Annotated in this window: 18 protein-coding genes, 1 tRNA gene and 1 other annotated feature; of the genes, 4 read left to right on the forward strand and 15 right to left on the reverse strand. The window is 43.0% G+C overall.

Going from position 1 to position 16,283, the window contains the following annotated elements; translation table 11 throughout:
• Positions 1 to 108 precede the first annotated feature (108 nt).
• The 3 genes from udk to IGI71_RS15045 all read right to left on the reverse strand — a co-directional run bounded on the left by udk (position 109) and on the right by IGI71_RS15045 (position 2,230).
• The gene (gene udk, locus IGI71_RS15035; RefSeq protein WP_005227927.1) at positions 109 to 732 is read right to left on the reverse strand and encodes a uridine kinase; all 624 of its coding nucleotides are present in this window, start codon (positions 730 to 732) and stop codon (positions 109 to 111) included.
• An 83-nt stretch (positions 733 to 815) separates the two neighbouring features.
• On the reverse strand, positions 816 to 1,499 hold the full coding sequence (locus IGI71_RS15040; RefSeq protein WP_333718774.1) for a YjjG family noncanonical pyrimidine nucleotidase: 684 nt from the start codon (positions 1,497 to 1,499) through the stop codon (positions 816 to 818).
• 14 nt (positions 1,500 to 1,513) lie between these two features.
• Entirely contained in the window at positions 1,514 to 2,230 is a 717-nt protein-coding gene (locus IGI71_RS15045; protein WP_128488035.1) for a 16S rRNA pseudouridine(516) synthase, read from the reverse strand.
• Positions 2,231 to 2,530: 300 nt separating this feature from the next.
• Here IGI71_RS15045 and IGI71_RS15050 point away from each other — a divergent pair, with 300 nt between their 5' ends.
• From IGI71_RS15050 to IGI71_RS15060, 3 genes are all read left to right on the forward strand, one after another.
• Positions 2,531 to 3,145: a 50S ribosomal protein L25/general stress protein Ctc gene (locus IGI71_RS15050; protein WP_430615871.1), complete on the forward strand. Its 615-nt coding sequence runs from the start codon at positions 2,531 to 2,533 to the stop codon at positions 3,143 to 3,145.
• Between the two features lie 316 nt (positions 3,146 to 3,461).
• Complete coding sequence (locus tag IGI71_RS15055; protein WP_005227922.1) at positions 3,462 to 3,779, forward strand: DUF960 domain-containing protein; 318 nt, start codon at positions 3,462 to 3,464, stop codon at positions 3,777 to 3,779.
• Between the two features lie 248 nt (positions 3,780 to 4,027).
• Complete coding sequence (locus IGI71_RS15060) at positions 4,028 to 5,074, forward strand: helix-turn-helix domain-containing protein (protein ID WP_194193480.1); 1,047 nt, start codon at positions 4,028 to 4,030, stop codon at positions 5,072 to 5,074.
• Between the two features lie 38 nt (positions 5,075 to 5,112).
• On the opposite strand, the gene IGI71_RS15065 is transcribed toward IGI71_RS15060, so the two are convergent.
• The 7 genes from IGI71_RS15065 to IGI71_RS15095 all read right to left on the reverse strand — a co-directional run bounded on the left by IGI71_RS15065 (position 5,113) and on the right by IGI71_RS15095 (position 10,413).
• Positions 5,113 to 5,967 (reverse strand): MetQ/NlpA family ABC transporter substrate-binding protein, encoded by an 855-nt coding sequence (locus IGI71_RS15065; RefSeq protein ID WP_010749087.1) that lies wholly within the window; start codon positions 5,965 to 5,967, stop codon positions 5,113 to 5,115.
• A gap of 44 nt (positions 5,968 to 6,011) precedes the next feature.
• Complete coding sequence (locus IGI71_RS15070) at positions 6,012 to 6,698, reverse strand: methionine ABC transporter permease (RefSeq protein WP_081116877.1); 687 nt, start codon at positions 6,696 to 6,698, stop codon at positions 6,012 to 6,014.
• Positions 6,691 to 7,725 carry a methionine ABC transporter ATP-binding protein gene (locus IGI71_RS15075; RefSeq protein ID WP_333718776.1) on the reverse strand — a complete coding sequence of 345 codons (1,035 nt, stop codon included), beginning with the start codon at positions 7,723 to 7,725 and terminating at the stop codon, positions 6,691 to 6,693. The genes IGI71_RS15070 and IGI71_RS15075 overlap by 8 nt, the downstream gene beginning before the upstream one ends.
• A 71-nt stretch (positions 7,726 to 7,796) precedes the next feature.
• Positions 7,797 to 8,046 (reverse strand) — a binding site (T-box leader).
• 77 nt (positions 8,047 to 8,123) lie between these two features.
• Positions 8,124 to 8,462, reverse strand: a complete 339-nt coding sequence (locus IGI71_RS15080; RefSeq protein WP_010749086.1) for a glycine cleavage system protein H — start codon at positions 8,460 to 8,462, stop codon at positions 8,124 to 8,126.
• Positions 8,444 to 8,821 (reverse strand): arsenate reductase family protein, encoded by a 378-nt coding sequence (locus IGI71_RS15085; RefSeq protein WP_010749085.1) that lies wholly within the window; start codon positions 8,819 to 8,821, stop codon positions 8,444 to 8,446. The genes IGI71_RS15080 and IGI71_RS15085 overlap by 19 nt, the downstream gene beginning before the upstream one ends.
• Positions 8,822 to 8,830: 9 nt before the next feature.
• The gene (locus IGI71_RS15090; RefSeq protein ID WP_333718777.1) at positions 8,831 to 10,015 is read right to left on the reverse strand and encodes an FtsW/RodA/SpoVE family cell cycle protein; all 1,185 of its coding nucleotides are present in this window, start codon (positions 10,013 to 10,015) and stop codon (positions 8,831 to 8,833) included.
• A gap of 325 nt (positions 10,016 to 10,340) precedes the next feature.
• Positions 10,341 to 10,413, reverse strand: a tRNA-Thr gene (locus tag IGI71_RS15095).
• Positions 10,414 to 10,539: 126 nt separating this feature from the next.
• On the opposite strand from IGI71_RS15095, the gene IGI71_RS15100 reads away from it, so the two are divergent.
• A complete protein-coding gene (locus IGI71_RS15100) occupies positions 10,540 to 10,776 on the forward strand; it encodes a hypothetical protein (protein WP_005227896.1) in 237 nt (78 codons plus the stop codon).
• A gap of 175 nt (positions 10,777 to 10,951) precedes the next feature.
• Here IGI71_RS15100 and upp read toward each other — a convergent pair whose 3' ends face one another.
• The 5 genes from upp to prfA all read right to left on the reverse strand — a co-directional run bounded on the left by upp (position 10,952) and on the right by prfA (position 16,283).
• Positions 10,952 to 11,581 (reverse strand): uracil phosphoribosyltransferase, encoded by a 630-nt coding sequence (gene upp, locus IGI71_RS15105; RefSeq protein ID WP_005227894.1) that lies wholly within the window; start codon positions 11,579 to 11,581, stop codon positions 10,952 to 10,954.
• 248 nt (positions 11,582 to 11,829) lie between these two features.
• Positions 11,830 to 13,074 carry a serine hydroxymethyltransferase gene (glyA, locus tag IGI71_RS15110; RefSeq protein WP_430615872.1) on the reverse strand — a complete coding sequence of 415 codons (1,245 nt, stop codon included), beginning with the start codon at positions 13,072 to 13,074 and terminating at the stop codon, positions 11,830 to 11,832.
• Between the two features lie 81 nt (positions 13,075 to 13,155).
• On the reverse strand, positions 13,156 to 14,184 hold the full coding sequence (locus IGI71_RS15115; protein WP_016609911.1) for an L-threonylcarbamoyladenylate synthase: 1,029 nt from the start codon (positions 14,182 to 14,184) through the stop codon (positions 13,156 to 13,158).
• Between the two features lie 175 nt (positions 14,185 to 14,359).
• Positions 14,360 to 15,217: a peptide chain release factor N(5)-glutamine methyltransferase gene (gene prmC, locus IGI71_RS15120; RefSeq protein WP_333718778.1), complete on the reverse strand. Its 858-nt coding sequence runs from the start codon at positions 15,215 to 15,217 to the stop codon at positions 14,360 to 14,362.
• Positions 15,210 to 16,283 carry a peptide chain release factor 1 gene (prfA, locus tag IGI71_RS15125; RefSeq protein WP_005227884.1) on the reverse strand — a complete coding sequence of 358 codons (1,074 nt, stop codon included), beginning with the start codon at positions 16,281 to 16,283 and terminating at the stop codon, positions 15,210 to 15,212. The genes prmC and prfA overlap by 8 nt, the downstream gene beginning before the upstream one ends.

Genomic DNA, 16,283 nt, shown 5'->3' on the forward strand with positions numbered 1-16,283 from the left:
TTAAAACTGCTGATAAGCATTTCTCAAGAAAGAGTGCCTATCAGCAGTTTTTCATGAATCAATTGTTACTTTTCAAATAGAAACATTCCAATTGATGGATAAAAAAACTTAGGATAAGAAGGTCGCTACTTTGGTCGTAATCAAATCGATGGCTACGTGGTTTTCGCCGCCTTCTGGTACGATGACATCGGCATACCGTTTGGTCGGTTCGATGAATTGATGATACATCGGTTTTACCACCGTCAAGTATTGTTCGATCACAGAATCCAATGTCCGGCCACGTTCTTCCATGTCACGTTTGATTCGGCGAATGATTCGAATATCATCGTCTGTATCAACATAAAGTTTAATATCCATTAAATTACGCAATCGCTCATCTTCTAGAATCAAGATCCCTTCCAAGATAATGACTTCTTTGGGTTCTTGAATGATCGTTGCTTCGCTGCGGGTATGCGCGACATAATCATAGACGGGTTTTTCGATCGTTTGATATGCAAGCAGCTGTTGCAAGTGATCGATCAACAAATCAGTATCAAATGCAAAAGGATGGTCATAGTTGGTGTTCAACCGTTCTTCAAAGCTCAGATCACTTTGGTCTTTATAGTAGGAGTCTTGTTCAAGCATCATAATAGAATGATTGGGGAAATGATTAAAGATCGCCCGACTCACGCTTGTTTTTCCACTACCTGATCCACCTGTCACACCAATAATAATGGGCTTGCCATTCGTCATTCAATTAACCTCTTTCATCTTAAAAAATTCACACTGGTTCTATTATAGCGAAAATTCGGCAAATTACTACTGTTTCTGTAGAATCAGTGCTGCAATAAAGGAAGTAATTGCTGCAAACGTTCGATCACATAAGTAGGCTGAATCTCACCACTGTTTTTTTTCTTTGGATTGAACCAAATCGTATCGATCCCTGCCAGTTGTCCGCCTAAGATATCTGAAGTCAGTGAATCGCCAATGATGACTGTTTCTTGTTTTTTAACGTTTGGTATGCGAGCAAACACATAGTCAAAATATTCTTTCATTGGTTTTTGATACCCTGTATCTTCTGAAACAAAAATATCAAGGAAATACGGCTTTAATTTGGCATCTTCCAAGCGGCGATATTGGGTTTCAGAAACCCCGTTCGTCACCACGTATAGGTCAAAATGCTGCGCCAACTCCGCTAAGATCTCATCACTGTTGTCTAACAGTTTATGTCCTTTATTTAGAAATTCCCGATAGGCCAATTCAACTGCTGGACTATCGACCTGAATGCCTTGCGTTTCAAAAAACAAACCGAAACGCTCATTGATGACTTGGTCTCTCGTGATTTTCCCTTGCTCAAACTGCTGCCACAAATCATGATTGATCGTTTGATAGCTTTGTTTGCGCTCTGGGGTCATTTCCAAGCCATGAGCTTCAAATAGTGCTTTTAAGGCTTGATCTTCGGTATCTTGAAAGTCGAGGATCGTGTCATCGACATCAAATAATAATGTTTTATACTTCATTTTCTCCCTCTTTCTCAGCGGAAATGCGCCGCCAGTCCTTTTAATTCTTCTTGCGTCAGCGAGCGATAACTCCCCACTGCTAAATCATCTGGTAGAACCAGCGAACCCATCGCTGTTCGTTTCAGCTGAATGACTTTTTTCCCTCGGGCTAAAAACATCTTTTTCACTTGATGGAACTTGCCTTCAGCAATTTCTAACGAAACAAAGGAACGAGCCGCTCGGGCATCGATGATCGTTAGGGCAGCTGGTTTGCAAGTGACACCACCATGAAAGGTGATCCCTGTGGCAAATGCCGCCACATCTTCAGGAGTCACCAAGTCATTGACCACCACTTCATATCGCTTGGTCACCTTTTTGGTGGGATGTAGCAAGTCATAGCCTAACTGACCATTCGTCGTAACTAATACCAACCCTTCCGTGTCCCGATCCAATCGACCGACGGCATAAAGATCTGGGTGCTGGTCCTTTGGTGCAATCAAATCGATCACTGTCTGGTGCTGTTGATCAACATTCGCTGTAACGACACCATTGGGCTTGTTGACGATATAATAGCGTTCCTGCGTCTCCAACTGACGACCCGCAACCATGATTTGATGGATGGCGCTATCGACATTGCGCTCAGGTCGCCCTTCAATCCTTTGATCCACGAGGACTTTTCCTTGCTGAAACAACCGTTTCATCTCTTTACGAGAAGTATTCAATTGTTGCTCGATCACTTTATCTAAACGCATAAATTTTTCTCCATAGTGGCTATTATAGCTCAGGATCTAGCGAAAGGAAACTGCCAGGATTTCAAATGATTTGACTTTCTTTGTCTTTTTGCGTAAGGTTAAAGAGTAAAGTAAATATAGTTTCTCATACACAGCGTTATGACCTGGTGGAGAAAAGTTGAACCAAAACTTTCTGGGGCAGTTGTGTACACAACTGCCCTTTTGCGTGTTTTCACTCACGTACCACTTAATGTGCAGAGTTAACAAAATTTGCTTAAAAAATCTCGTTATTAACGAGAAAATTTTAGGAGGAATTGAGTTATGTCAGTATCATTAGAAGTTACGAAAAGAGAAGTTCGCCCACGTTCTTTACGGAACAAGTTGCGCCACGAAGGAAAAGTACCTGCAATTGTCAATGGGTACAAAGTAGAAAGCACACCGATTGCTGTCAATGCAGCAGAATTAGAAAAAATCTTGCGTGAAAATGGATTGAATACCGTAATCACGATCAATTTAGAAGGCAAAAAAGTCAATACACTGATCAAAGAGTATCAATCAGATACCTTCACACGCAATTTAACCCACGTTGAATTCCTATCTGTCGATATGAATGAAGAAACAGAAGTAGAAGCAGAAGTAACCTTAATTGGCGAATCTGCTGGTGTCAAAGCTGGTGGTGTTCTAGCACAAAACTTGTATACAGTCGTTGTATCAGCAACACCAGACAAATTGCCTGAACGTGTTGAGATCGATGTAACGTCATTAGAGATCGGCGATTCATTAACAGTGGCTGATCTGCCTAAGAACGACGAGTACACGATCGTGACCGATCCAGAAGAACAAATCGTTGCGGTTACTGAACCACAAGAAATCACTGAAGATGAAGAAGCTGGCGAAGCTGCTGAACCAGCAGTTATCGGTGAAGACGAAGAATAATCATAGAACATCGTTCTTAAGATCGCGTCTTCAATCAACAGACACTTCTAAGAAATACAAGACTCTTGAAGGGCTTTTCCTTTAAGAGTCTTTTTCATTCTTACGAAGGGCTGGTGAGCTGCAACTGACTATTTTCCACTGAAAGACGTCATGGGAAAGCTTGGTCCAGCCAACCCATCAAATTTTTAAGAAAATAGTTAAAATGCGTCGCTGACCAAAAAGAAAAGCAGAAGTAGTTGCATTTTTGACGGTTCTTCATTATGATAAATAGACAAATTTGATGTTATTGGCAAGCCTACTTGAAGGAGGGATTTTTATGTTTGAAACATTTGATGATCACCGCAGCCGCTACGCTTCTGGCGGGATTGTTCAAACACTGCCTGGCGAACTGATCGATAGTATTTGGTTAATCATCGATCTCGATTTAAAAGGGTTTATTCCGTTGACAAATCTGCTCACCTTTGAAGTCCAAAACAATCACGGTCGTGTCACACTGCTTTTTTCTCAAGCACAAAGTCAAATCGAACTCGGCGTTGATCTGCCTTACCGTTATTCCGACCTCTATCCCCAAAAAGTCTATGTGTATGACGATGGGCAGCGGCAAACGATTTTATTGCCTAGCGAGACTCGTTAACAGCGCTTCGTGTTTCTCTTTTTATAACGATACTTACAAAAAAAACCACCCTTTTTATTTTAAAAGGTGGTTTTTTTTGATTCCTTCCTCTCATTTAATTCCATATTATAAAGGGTTCGAGCAAGCAACCAATGAATCCCCCGTTTTTTATTACGTTTTATTGACTATTTTTTGCATGTTAAAATAACGTGTGAAGTTCCCTTATAATAAGGACAGTTGCAAAATTCAGCTGAAAGAGGTGCCTAGTTTTGAAAAATATCCTTGAAAAAGATATTATGCAAATGCTGCGTCTGTCCACGATGCTCTTGAGCGAAAATCCCCTTCCTTTGAATAAAGCTGCTGCCGACCAAAATCTTTCCGTCAAAACGATCCGTCGGCTACTGTCCAGTTGTTTAAACGAGGACCCTTCCTTCCATTATGATGTGCAGCAAGGACACATTCGTGCCTTTCATGATTTGCAGCAGCCCCTAGCCAGCAAAAACTTCTCCCATACAGAAATGCTTGCTGCATTGTTTAATAAAAGTACAAACTATCAGTTGCTCTTGTTACTGTTAAAAATGCCGACCATTTCCTTTGCAGACCTCCACAAGCGGTATTACCTGAGCCCCTCCAGTTTGCATCGGCGCTTTTTGTCCTTTTCCTTTTTTTTGGCACCTTATCATCTAAGGATCGACCGTCGCAGTTTTCCTTTGATTACTGGCAATGAACGGCAACTGCGCTATGTGATTTTTCGACTCACCCTCTTAGCAAGCCCGACGCTTTCTTCTAATCAAGCGTTTCAAGAACTGAAGCAGATTCATCAGTTGCGGGCAAACGCTTTTTATCCCAACACCCCCGCCACGTTTACTCAGCAAGTTTATCCAACATGTTTTGTGCCGCGTTTTTATTTAGTTGGTGAACGCAGCTATTTATTTTTGTGGCAACAGCTGCTAACACTGGAGCCTTTTTATGTGCCAACAGAAGAAGCCTTCCTTTTGCGACGAATCATCACGCCGATTTTGTCGGAGCATCCGCTCCAGCAACCATTAGAAGTGCTTTTGTCGAAAATTTTCCAAGCCCATCTTTTGGGCGCCTTACTGGAAGGCAATTTATTTGTCTATCCGCCACTAAATCCTTGCCTATCTGAACGTTCCCAACGCTTGGTCCAGGCTTTTTTGACTCAGCTTCCCCATTACGAAAAACTCTTAAAAAAGCATCCCGAGTTGCCCTTACTCTATGAATGCATTTGGCAAGAGCTCTCTTTTTTCCAACCAATCATTGCCTTTCCGCAAAAAAAAGAGCGTCCGCTTAAGTAGCGACACGCTCTTTTGAAGTTCATTTAATTGGCAGTGAATTATTTTGCGTCAGCATCAACGATTTTCACTGAACCTTGCCATTGTTCTTCCACAAAGTCTTTGATTTCGTCTGAATGCAGCACTTCGATCAATTTCTTGATTTTGTCGCTATCTTCGTCACCACTGCGGACAGCGATCACGTTGACATAAGGCGAATTATCGGCTTCTAATAAAACAGAATCATCCGCTGGGTTCAAATCGATCCCGAATGCGAAGTTCGCATTGATGGCAATTAGGTCTGCTTCGTCGTTTTGATAAGCAGTCGCCAAAAGAGATGGATCGACGTCATGTTTAAATTCTAAGTTTTTCGGATTTTCAGCAATATCATCAAAGGTTGCCGTTTCTGTATCAACGCCGTCTTTTAAAGTGATCAAGTCAGCATCTTGTAAAATCGTTAGGATACGACCCCAGTCAGATTCAGAAGTGGAAGTAAGAACCGTTGCACCATCTTCTAGTTCTGAAATATCAGAGATTCGTTTTGAGTAAAGCCCCATTGGCTCGATATGGATCGCACCAGCATTGACAAAATCATAGCCATTGTCTGCGATTTGTTTGTTCAAGTAAGGAATGTGTTGGAAGTAATTGGCATCGATATCCCCATTTTCCAATGCTTTGTTTGGCAACACATAATCATCGAAGGTTTTGATTTCAAGATCAATGCCTTCTTCTGCTAGTAAAGGTTTGGCTTGTTCTAAAATTTCCGCATGAGGCGTAACTGATGCACCGATCACTAATTTTGTTGATTCTCCCTCAGCCGCAGATGAGTCAGAGCTTCCTGAATTTGAGCCTGTGCCACAAGCAGCTAAAGCGGCAGTTAACAATAAGGTTGTTGCAATACCAAAAATCTTTTTCATATCCATTTCCTCCCATATTTTCCACTTTTTGTTCTTCGTTTCATTTACCGTTTATCGGTGGCTTTCGCAAGGAAATCGCCGATTCCTTGGATAATGAAAACGATAATTAAAATAATCACTGTTGCAACAAGCGTAACAGTGTAATTTCCACGTTGAAATCCTTCTTGCCAAGCCAAAGCGCCTAGCCCGCCGGCACCGATCGCGCCTGCCATGGCAGTATAACCAATCATTGAAATCGTTGTGACCGTCAGTCCTGAAATCAATGCTGGAACACTTTCGGGAATCACGATCTTGTAGATGATCTCCCAGTAACTAGCACCCATCGCTTCCGCTGCTTCAATCACACCAGGATTGACTTCACGAAAAGCAATTTCCACCATCCGAGCATAAAACGGTGCCGCCGATAAAACTAATGCTGGGATCGCTGCTTTTGCCCCTAGGAATGAACCGACTAATAATGTTGTAAACGGAATGATCAAGACCATCAAAATCATGAATGGCGTTGAACGAAAGGCGTTACTGATGATGGAAACCACGTTATAGAAAATGTTGGCTCCCGCTGTTTGTTTACGCCCTAGTGAATAAAGCGCCAATCCTAGAAGCAAACCGATCACGACCACTAAAACCATGGAGAAGAAAGTCATAAACAAGGTGTCTAGGGTTGCTTGCTGCATATTGGTCCAGTCGACTTTTTCAAAATTAAAATAGGTTTCTACAAATGACTTATCCAAGCTCAATCACCTCCACGCCCACTTGCTGCTCTTTGAAAAAGGCGATCGCTTTTTCGACCTCACTTGCTTCACCTGTCAATAAGACCGTCAAGCCGCCAAAGGATCCTTCATTGGTTTGTTGGATCTTTCCGTAAACGACATTGACATCGATCTGAAAGCGGCGGATCGCTTGTGAAATGACTGGTTCATTGGCGTTGTCTTGTGTAAAGGTCAAGGTCACTAAATGCCCTTGCGGATTTTCTCGTAAGAAGGCTTGCCGTAGTTCTTCAACATCTTCTTCTGGTTCCAAATCTTGCTGAACAAAACGTTTGGTCACTTCTTGCTGCGGGTTACGGAAAACCGATTGTACTGATCCTTCTTCAACGATCTGCCCATGCTCCATCACCGCGACCTTGTTGCAGATTTTGCGAATGACGTTCATTTCATGGGTAATCAGCACGATCGTCAAATGCAATTTTTTATTGATGGAAAGCAAGAGATCTAGCACTTCTTCTGTTGTTTGTGGATCTAACGCACTCGTTGCTTCATCACACAGCAAAATTTCTGGTTCATTCGCTAATGCACGAGCAATCCCGACTCTTTGCTTTTGCCCGCCAGACAATTGTGCCGGATAGGCAGTTTCCCGTCCTTCCAACCCAACTAATTTAATCAGCTCTTGCGCTCGTTGACGTCGTTTTGCTTTTTCAACGCCAGCCAACTCCAATGGCAATTCGATGTTCTCCGCCACCGTTCGAGACCATAATAGATTAAAGTGCTGAAAAATCATGCCGATTTTTTTGCGGAAGTTTCTCAATTCTTTGTTTTTCAATGCCAAAATATTTTGACCGTTAATGACTACATCTCCTGCTGTCGGCAATTCTAAGCCGTTCAACAAACGAACTAATGTACTTTTCCCAGCACCAGAGTAGCCGACGATTCCATAGATATCGCCTTTTTCCACTTGCAATGAAACATCATTGACGGCGTGGACAGCCGTTTGCTTTTTGCCGAATGACTTTTTCACATGCGACAATTCGATTAATGCCATGTTATTCCCATCTTTCCTCTTTGGTTGGTTAAACACAAAAAAAGCTCTCATCCTCTGTACATTATACTGTTACAAAGGACGAAAGCACAACTTCCGCGTTACCACCTTGATTTACTGTCGATTCGCATCAACAGCCTCGCTCAGTACTTGAATTACTTCGCATACTGCTGCACTGTAACGGGTGCCTCCCGTGATAGGCTTGTTTCCACTCACCTATCATGCTCAAAGACCATCTTCCATCCTCTCTCCGTTGCCCATTTGCACCAAACAGGGCTCTCTGTGTACGTTAAGAACATGTACTCTTCTTTTCAAAGCATTCATTTATTGAGCAAATTATAGCAACGTCTTATCCGACTGTCAATTCTTTTTGAAAAAATAGTCGTTTTTACAGATTTGACTTACAAGGCTTCAAATTGGCTTGGGTCAACCTCTTTGAAGCTGACCAGCCAAGCGTTCATTTCGTCTTCATCATTTAAGGTATCAATCGATTGATCGATTTTTTCATTTACGGAAGAAATCACGCCCGTCAATGGACTTGGAAATTCACTGACTGCTTTTTCCGCTTCCAGCTCAACAAGGGTCTCTCCTTGTTTTAAAGCAGTTCCTGCTTTTTGAATCGAAGCAAACGTGACCGCACCAAGTTCTTCTTGCGCTTCTTTTGTTAAACCGACACAATATTCTTTCCCGTTAAACAAAACCCACAAATTATCTTTTTTTCTTAAGCATTTCTTTTCCATGATTCTAGTAAGACTCCTTCATATTCATTTTCTTTAAATCCATTAATCAAAAAGCGGTCGCCGCTAACCAGCAGTGGGCGCTTGATCAACATACCATCGGTTGCCAGCACATCGGCTGCGTCTTGGGCAGTCATGGTCGGCACTTTTTCTTTTAATTGCAATTCACGGTATTTCATGCCGCTTGTGTTAAAGAAACGGGTTAACGGTGCTTCGCTTGATTGGATCCAAGCCAGCAATTGTTCCGGTTGAGGCGGTGTAGCTACCATATCGATCGCTTCAAAGGGAATCTCGTGCTCTTCTAACCAACGCTTCGCATTTCGGCATGTACTGCATTTTGGGTACCAATAAAATGTAATCATGTGAACTCCTTAAAGTGTTTTTGGTGCGGTCTCAGCTTGATAGCGCATCGATAAAATCAAACCGATCCCAATCATATTGCTTAATAGGGCAGATCCTCCTTGGCTGATAAACGGCAGTGGAATCCCCGTCAACGGTAAGAGACCGATGTTTGCGCCAATGTTTTCAAACACATGGAAGAGAATCATCATAATGATCCCAGTTGCCAAGTAGGCATAAAATTCATTGTTGGTATCGAAACATACGCGGATCATTCGGTAAATCAAAATAAAATACAATAAAATGACAAACGCGCTGCCAATAAACCCAAAATTCTCACCGATCACCGAAAAAATCATATCGGATTCTCGGACTGGTACATACACATCGCTGACATTAAATCCTTTCCCGAACATCCCGCCAGAGGCGATCGCCATCAGAGCATACGCCAATTGGAAGGATTGCCCTTGGGTATCATGAAAAGGATCTAGCCACGAATCGATACGGGCGAATTGGTATTCTTTAAAGATTCCTGTATTGTACAGAAACTCGCGACCAACATCGGTAGTCACTAAGAAAATCGTTCCACCGCCGAGAATCACAAATGCCGCAATCACTGGCACGATGATTCGCCATGAGATTCCTGACATCAAGAAGACCCCACCGAAAATCGCCAGAAAGACCAACATCGTACCAAAGTCGTTTTGTAAGGTGATCAGGATCAGGACTGGGATCGTGACGGCTAACATTTTTGCAATCAGTAACCCATCTGTTTTCAGATCCCGTTCCCGATGCTTGACATTGTGCTGCGTGACGACTAACGCCAACATCATGATATAGGCGATCTTCATCAATTCTGAAGGCTGCAAGGTAAAAGGACCAAAACGGAACCAGTTTTTCGACCCTGTCGAGTCAGCCATTGTCCGATCATAAAATTTCAGCAGCGCCAACATAACGACAAGCCCAGCTCCATAAATATAGGGCGTCAATTTCCAGAGCCATTTTGATTTGATCTGCATGATAATGATCACGGCTACAATGCCTAACACATACCATAAAGCTTGAAACCCTAACGTTCGCAGCATATTCGGATTATTTGGATCGTGTGTCAGCGCCACATACAGGGACGCCAAACCAATCAGACATAATAAAAATACGGGTAGAATCACACCGTAGTCAATTCGATTATCGTTCGTTTTTATTCGTGAATTTTCCATGTCCACACTCTCTTCTGTAGAATCTTTATCCATTATAGTGATAATTGAGGAGAAAAGAAAGGATTGTCCATGAGCATTCACAAAAAATTTAGAAACTTTAATGATTTTCGGGAAAAGAGGGTTAAAAATGAAGTGCAATTCGTTTTTCTGCTTCTTAAAATTATGAAATAAATGCCATAGAACATTATGTCATAATAATATCTGGCTATCTTTTAGAACCATATACTTTCTGATTGATTTTTCTCCTAAAAACACACTCTCTGTTTTCAAATAAAACAAAAAACCACCACGTCATAGGTTGTCTATGAGGTGATGGTTTTGGTTATGCCAGCTGCAGGATTCGAACCTGTGACCTACGCGTTACGAGTGCGTTGCTCTACCAACTGAGCTAAGCTGGCGTTGTATGGCACAAAGAAAATTATATGCAAAAACGGTTGTTTTGTAAAGAGGTCTGCTGAAAAAAATCTACTTACTGAAATTTTCCGAAAATTGTGATATAATAGAAGTATCAAGGAGGTTTTTACATGGCAACATTTGGTAAATTCGAAACAACAATTGTCCCGTCACAAGAAGGTTCAACGTTTGAGGTCGCTACTCCTGTCATGTTCACGTTCCATGGGAAGAAACAAACTGGTACCATCACAAAGCAGTTGAAAAACTCTGCGGTGGTCGAGCTGAACGAAACCCCAGAAAACCAGAAATTAGTTTCGCAAAGTAATGGTGTATTGATCATCAATTACAAACAATTAACCAAACTATAACCCGTTTAATGCAAGGAGAAAATCAGTTGATTTTCTCCTTTTTTCATTGTCTGATTTTATGAAAAGCTCAAAAAAAGCCATGGATAACCGATCGAACCGTTTTGGCTGTCGATCTTCTTCCATGGCATCATTGACGAGGCAAAACTTCAGTTGCCTTTGTCTTATTTGTATTGATTTATTTTGTACCGAATAGACGGTCACCGGCATCGCCCAAACCAGGAACGATATAGCCGTGTTCATTTAGGCGTTCATCAAGATTTGCAGTGTAGATGTCAACATCTGGATGGGCATCTTGCAATGCTTTCACGCCTTCTGGTGCAGCAACTAAGCAGACGAATTTCATGTTTGAAGCGCCGCGTTTTTTCAGTGCATCGATCGCCATGATCGCTGAACCGCCCGTAGCTAACATTGGGTCAACGATAAATAATTGACGTTCATCGATGTCTTCAGGTAATTTTACGAAGTATTCGTGTGGTTCTAGCGTTTCTTCATCACGGTACATCCCGATATGACCAACTTTTGCGGCTGGGATCAATTCAAGGATACCATCAACCATGCCTAGACCTGCACGCAGGATCGGAATGATCGCTACCTTTTTACCAGATAGTGTTTTTTGTGTTGATTCTTCAATTGGTGTTTCAATCACTAGATCTTCAAGCGGCATGTCGCGAGACACTTCATACGCCATCAACATTGCGATTTCATTAACAACTTCACGGAAAACCTTTGTTCCACAGTTCTTGTCGCGGATCATTGTTAATTTGTGTTGGATCAGCGGGTGATCGATTACTTGAAATTTACCCATTTAAAAAAATCTCCTTTGGTTTTTCTCTTATTTTAAAGCAAATCGGCTCTTGTTACAACCATCTGCCACAGGCAATACTGCTTTTCCTCAAAAAAAGGATTGTGTTAGAAGGAAGGAGACAAGACGGCATGTAACACGCCTCTGCGTTCATTCTAGCCCCTTTCTCACTTTCGGTGATCAAAGAGCTATAGCGCAGGAAAAACGCGTGAGACGTCTTGTCTGACCTTAACTTCTGTCACAGTCCCCTTTTATTTATTTTTATAAAGTGGATAGTTGTCCGTCAATTCTTTGACTTGCGCCGTGACTTCTGCCAAAACGGCTTCATCATTTGGTTTTTCTAAAACTTTGACGATCAATTTCGCCACTTCGACACAATCTTCTTCTTTAAAGCCACGACTAGTGATCGCTGGTGTCCCCACGCGAATCCCACTCGTTTTGAAAGGACTTAGTGATTCGAAAGGAATCGAGTTTTTATTGACGGTGATATTGACTTGATCCAGCAAAGCTTCTGCTTCTTTGCCGTTCAAATCAAAGCCGCGCACATCGATCAATAATAGGTGATTGTCTGTTGCACCAGAGACCAAGCGGGCTTGTGGTGCTTGGTTGAAGACTTTCGCCATTGCTTGTGCATTGCGGATGACTTGCTCAGAGTACTCTTTGAACGACTCATCTTGTGCTTCTTTAAAAGCAACAGCTTTCGCTGCGATAACGTGCTCTAATGGGCCGCCTTGGATACCAGGGAAAACGGCACTATTGATTTTTTTCGCTAAGTCTTCATCATTTGTTAAAATCAAGCCGCCTCGAGGGCCGCGTAATGTTTTATGGGTCGTAGAAGTCGTGATGTCCGCATAAGGAACTGGGTTTGGATGAAGACCAGCCGCTACTAAACCAGCGATATGCGCCATATCCACCATCAATTTTGCGCCAACTTCATCAGCGATTTCACGGAACTTCGCAAAATCGATCGTACGTGAGTAAGCACTGGCACCAGCAACGATCAGTTTCGGTTGATGCTTACGCGCCAAAATACGAACGACATTGTAGTCGATGACTTCTGTTGCAGGATCAACACCATAACTAACAAAATTATAGGTCTTGCCGCTGAAATTCACTGGTGAGCCATGAGTCAAATGACCGCCTGCGGAAAGATCCATCCCTAATACTGTATCGCCTGTTTCGATCAACGCTAAATAAGCTGCTGTGTTGGCTTGAGAACCAGAATGCGGTTGAACATTGGCATATGCCGCACCGAAAATACTTTTCGCCCGTTCAATTGCTAAGTTTTCTACCACATCAACAAATTCACAACCGCCATAGTAACGACGACCTGGATAACCCTCAGCGTATTTATTTGTCAAAATACTACCTTGCGCAGCCATTACACCTTCTGAAACGATATTTTCAGACGCAATCAATTCCAAATTGTTTTGTTGACGATTCGTTTCTTTTTCGATCGCTTGCCACAATTCGGGATCAAACTTTTGATAATCCATGCTTACAACACCCCTTTACCTTAATGGTAGCATTGTATCACATTTCTTCATAAGCTACCTATAATGAATTCTGGTTTTTTGCTAATTTTCTTGAAAGAAACTTTGATTTGCAGCTTTTTTCAACCGATTCATATAAGCAGCCCCTAAGCCGCTTTCTGGAAACGTGGGTGCAAATAAGACATCTAACTCAGCAATCGATTCATCTAACGCCCGTAAACCAGCAAACAGCCCTTTTGTCGCGGCTTCCACACTGTCATCAAAAAATAAATAGATGGCTGCAGCTTCAAAGCGGACTTGCTCGGCGATCGTTGGTCCAGCTAAAACCCCTACCTTAAACTGCTGTTCTTTTGCCCAAGCCATGGCTGCCGGCCAATCTTGATCATTGACCATCATGACGTTGGTATTCGGTGCATAGTGCTTGTATTTCATGCCAGGCGCTTTGGGTGCTTCACTTTCTGTTACTAAGTGCTGATCGACGAGGACTTTTGTTTGTAAAACTGCTTCAAGCTGTTCTTTAGAGATCGCACCAGGACGTAAGATGATCGGCGGCGCCGTTGGGTCACTCAAATCTAAGACCGTTGATTCGACACCGATCTGCGTCACCCCATCATCCAAGATGCCAGCGATTTTGCCTGCCAGATCATGCTGAACATGCGCAGCTGATGTTGGGCTTGGTTTACCAGAAGTATTCGCGCTAGGGCCAACCAATGGTTGTTGGGCTTGTTTGATCAACGCTAACGTCTTGGTGTTGTTTGGCATCCGAAAAGCCGCTGTGGATAAGCCGCCAGTAACAATGCTAGGTAAACTGTCTTTTTTGATCGAAAAGATCAAGGTTAAGGGCCCAGGCCAGAAAGTTTCCATCAATTTATCAGCAAAAGGATGCTTGTTATCCACAAACGGTTCCAACTGCTCTGGCTCGGCAATATGAACGATCAAAGGGTTGTCACTAGGTCGCCCTTTGACTTGATATACTTGCGCAACAGCCGTGGGCAAAAGCGCGCTAGCCCCAAGTCCATAGACGGTTTCCGTCGGGAACGCCACCAATCCCCCCTCAGCTAAAATAGCTGCGGCTTCGTTCAACTGTGTTTGATCAAAAATTTTTGTTTCCACAATTTATCCACATCCTTTTTTGAGAAGTTTCCACACTTATCAACATTTTCTCGTTTCTTTTCCACATTTTGTGGATAAGTCGTTTGTCAAGTGTGGATAACCCTGTTTATAACTCGGTTTATTTAGAAGTCGTTTATTTCATAAGGTTTTTACAATTTTTCTGTAGAAAAAAAATTTATTTATCCACATCTTGTGGATGACTGACGAACACCATCCGGTCTTGACCCGCAAGATCTTTTGCTACGGTAACTTCTTTGTTGGGAAAAGCGGCTGCAAAAAGCTGTTGAACAGCTAGTCCTTGCTGAAAGCCGATTTCTAGCGCCATTTGCCCGTTAGGCGCCAAACAATTCGGTGCTTGCTGTGCCAATTGCTTATAGATCGCCAATCCTTGTTCTTGAGCAAAAAGCGCCATTTTAGGCTCTTTTTCTCTTACGCTGATATCCATCAGCGGCCACTCTTCAGCGCTGATATACGGCGGGTTGGAAACGATCAGATCCCATTGCTGATCTGCCACAGGCTCTAAGGTATCTCCTTGGAAAAAGCGGATCTCCGCGCCTAAGGCTGCCGCATTTTCTTTAGCAACGGCTAATGCCTCTGCTGAAAGATCCACGGCACTTACGGCCCACTGGGGACGTGCTAATTTCAAGGCAATGGCGATCGCTCCAGTACCTGTGCCGATGTCTACGACTTGCAGCGGCTGATCTGCTGGTAGTTTTGTCAGACAGTTTTCCACCAGCTCTTCGGTTTCTGGACGCGGGATCAAGGTTGCAGGGGTCACTTTTAAGCGATGCCCATAAAATTCTTCATACCCTAATAAATATTGCGGTGGTTCATGCTGCAGCAGCTGCTCAAGATCTGCTGCGATCTGTGCCTCATCTTCCCTTAAGATGGGTTGGTCCATCTGCAGCAGCCAATCGAGTTGCTGCCACTTTTTTCGCTGTAAAAACAGGTATTGGATCGCATACCCGTCCAGCCCTTTCGTTTCTAAAAAAGAAGAAGCCCGTGAAAGGACTTCTCGATAGGTTTTAGCCATTTTGCATCTCATCTAATTTTGATGTTTGATCGTAAACGATCAGTGCATCAACAATTTCATCGAGTTTTCCAGCTAAAATTTGATCCAATTTTTGAATAGTCAACCCGATGCGGTGATCTGTTACGCGGTTTTGCGGGAAGTTATAGGTGCGAATCCGTTCAGAACGATCGCCAGTACCCACTGCTGATTTACGGTTTGCATCGTATTCGCTTTGTGCTTCTTGCTGCATTTGGTCATAGACCCGTGCCCGCAAGACTTTCATCGCTTTCTCACGGTTTTTCAGCTGTGAACGCTCATCTTGCATCGCAACAGCGATCCCTGTTGGCAAGTGAGTCAGACGAACAGCAGAAGCTGTTTTGTTGACGTGCTGACCACCAGCACCAGAGGCATGGTAAATATCGGTCCGAATATCTTTGTCTGCGATATCGATTTCGACTTCTTCAGCTTCAGGCATAACCACGACCGTTGCCGTAGACGTATGGATTCGGCCTTGTGATTCGGTAGACGGTACCCGCTGCACTCGGTGGGCGCCACTCTCATATTTCAATTTTGAAAAGACGTTGTCGCCAGTGATCATCATGATGACTTCTTTGTAGCCGCCGATCCCAGTGACGTTGGCATCCATGACTTCGACTTTCCAGCCTTGGTTTTCCGCATATTTTTGATACATATTGAAAAGATCGCCAGCAAATAAGGCTGCTTCATCGCCGCCCGCTGCACCACGGATCTCCATGATGATGTTTTTGTCATCATTCGGATCTTTGGGCAATAACAAAATTTTGATGCGTTCTTCTAAAACGTCTTTTTCTTTTTTCAAGTCAGAGAGTTCTTCTTTGGCCATCTCTGCCATTTCCGCATCAAGGTTTTCCCCAAGCATTTCTTCGGTATCCTTGATTCCTTCAACGACTTCTTTGTAACGGCGGTAGACTTCCACCGTTTCCCGTGTATTGGCTTCTTCTTTTGAAAGCTGCATGAAGCGTTTGGTGTCAGAGATCACGGCTGGATCACTTAGTAATTCGCCTAATTCTTCGTAACGGTCTTCGATTGCTTGTAACTGATCGTACAT

Origin of the sequence: Enterococcus sp. DIV1279b (genome assembly GCF_050531515.1) — a bacterium.
GTDB lineage: Bacteria > Bacillota > Bacilli > Lactobacillales > Enterococcaceae > Enterococcus_D > Enterococcus_D casseliflavus.

Coding starts and splice junctions, on each gene's coding strand:
- IGI71_RS15090 (WP_333718777.1), bottom strand. CDS start 10,015: ATGGAAAATTCACGAATAAAAACGAACGATAATCGAATTGACTACGGT.
- IGI71_RS15100 (WP_005227896.1), top strand. CDS start 10,540: ATGGCAACATTTGGTAAATTCGAAACAACAATTGTCCCGTCACAAGAA.
- glyA (WP_430615872.1), bottom strand. CDS start 13,074: ATGGATTATCAAAAGTTTGATCCCGAATTGTGGCAAGCGATCGAAAAA.
- IGI71_RS15040 (WP_333718774.1), bottom strand. CDS start 1,499: ATGAAGTATAAAACATTATTATTTGATGTCGATGACACGATCCTCGAC.
- upp (WP_005227894.1), bottom strand. CDS start 11,581: ATGGGTAAATTTCAAGTAATCGATCACCCGCTGATCCAACACAAATTA.
- IGI71_RS15055 (WP_005227922.1), top strand. CDS start 3,462: ATGTTTGAAACATTTGATGATCACCGCAGCCGCTACGCTTCTGGCGGG.
- IGI71_RS15065 (WP_010749087.1), bottom strand. CDS start 5,967: ATGAAAAAGATTTTTGGTATTGCAACAACCTTATTGTTAACTGCCGCT.
- prmC (WP_333718778.1), bottom strand. CDS start 15,217: ATGGCTAAAACCTATCGAGAAGTCCTTTCACGGGCTTCTTCTTTTTTA.
- IGI71_RS15045 (WP_128488035.1), bottom strand. CDS start 2,230: ATGCGTTTAGATAAAGTGATCGAGCAACAATTGAATACTTCTCGTAAA.
- IGI71_RS15050 (WP_430615871.1), top strand. CDS start 2,531: ATGTCAGTATCATTAGAAGTTACGAAAAGAGAAGTTCGCCCACGTTCT.
- IGI71_RS15075 (WP_333718776.1), bottom strand. CDS start 7,725: ATGGCATTAATCGAATTGTCGCATGTGAAAAAGTCATTCGGCAAAAAG.
- IGI71_RS15080 (WP_010749086.1), bottom strand. CDS start 8,462: ATGGAAAAGAAATGCTTAAGAAAAAAAGATAATTTGTGGGTTTTGTTT.
- prfA (WP_005227884.1), bottom strand. CDS start 16,283: ATGTACGATCAGTTACAAGCAATCGAAGACCGTTACGAAGAATTAGGC.
- udk (WP_005227927.1), bottom strand. CDS start 732: ATGACGAATGGCAAGCCCATTATTATTGGTGTGACAGGTGGATCAGGT.
- IGI71_RS15085 (WP_010749085.1), bottom strand. CDS start 8,821: ATGATTACATTTTATTGGTACCCAAAATGCAGTACATGCCGAAATGCG.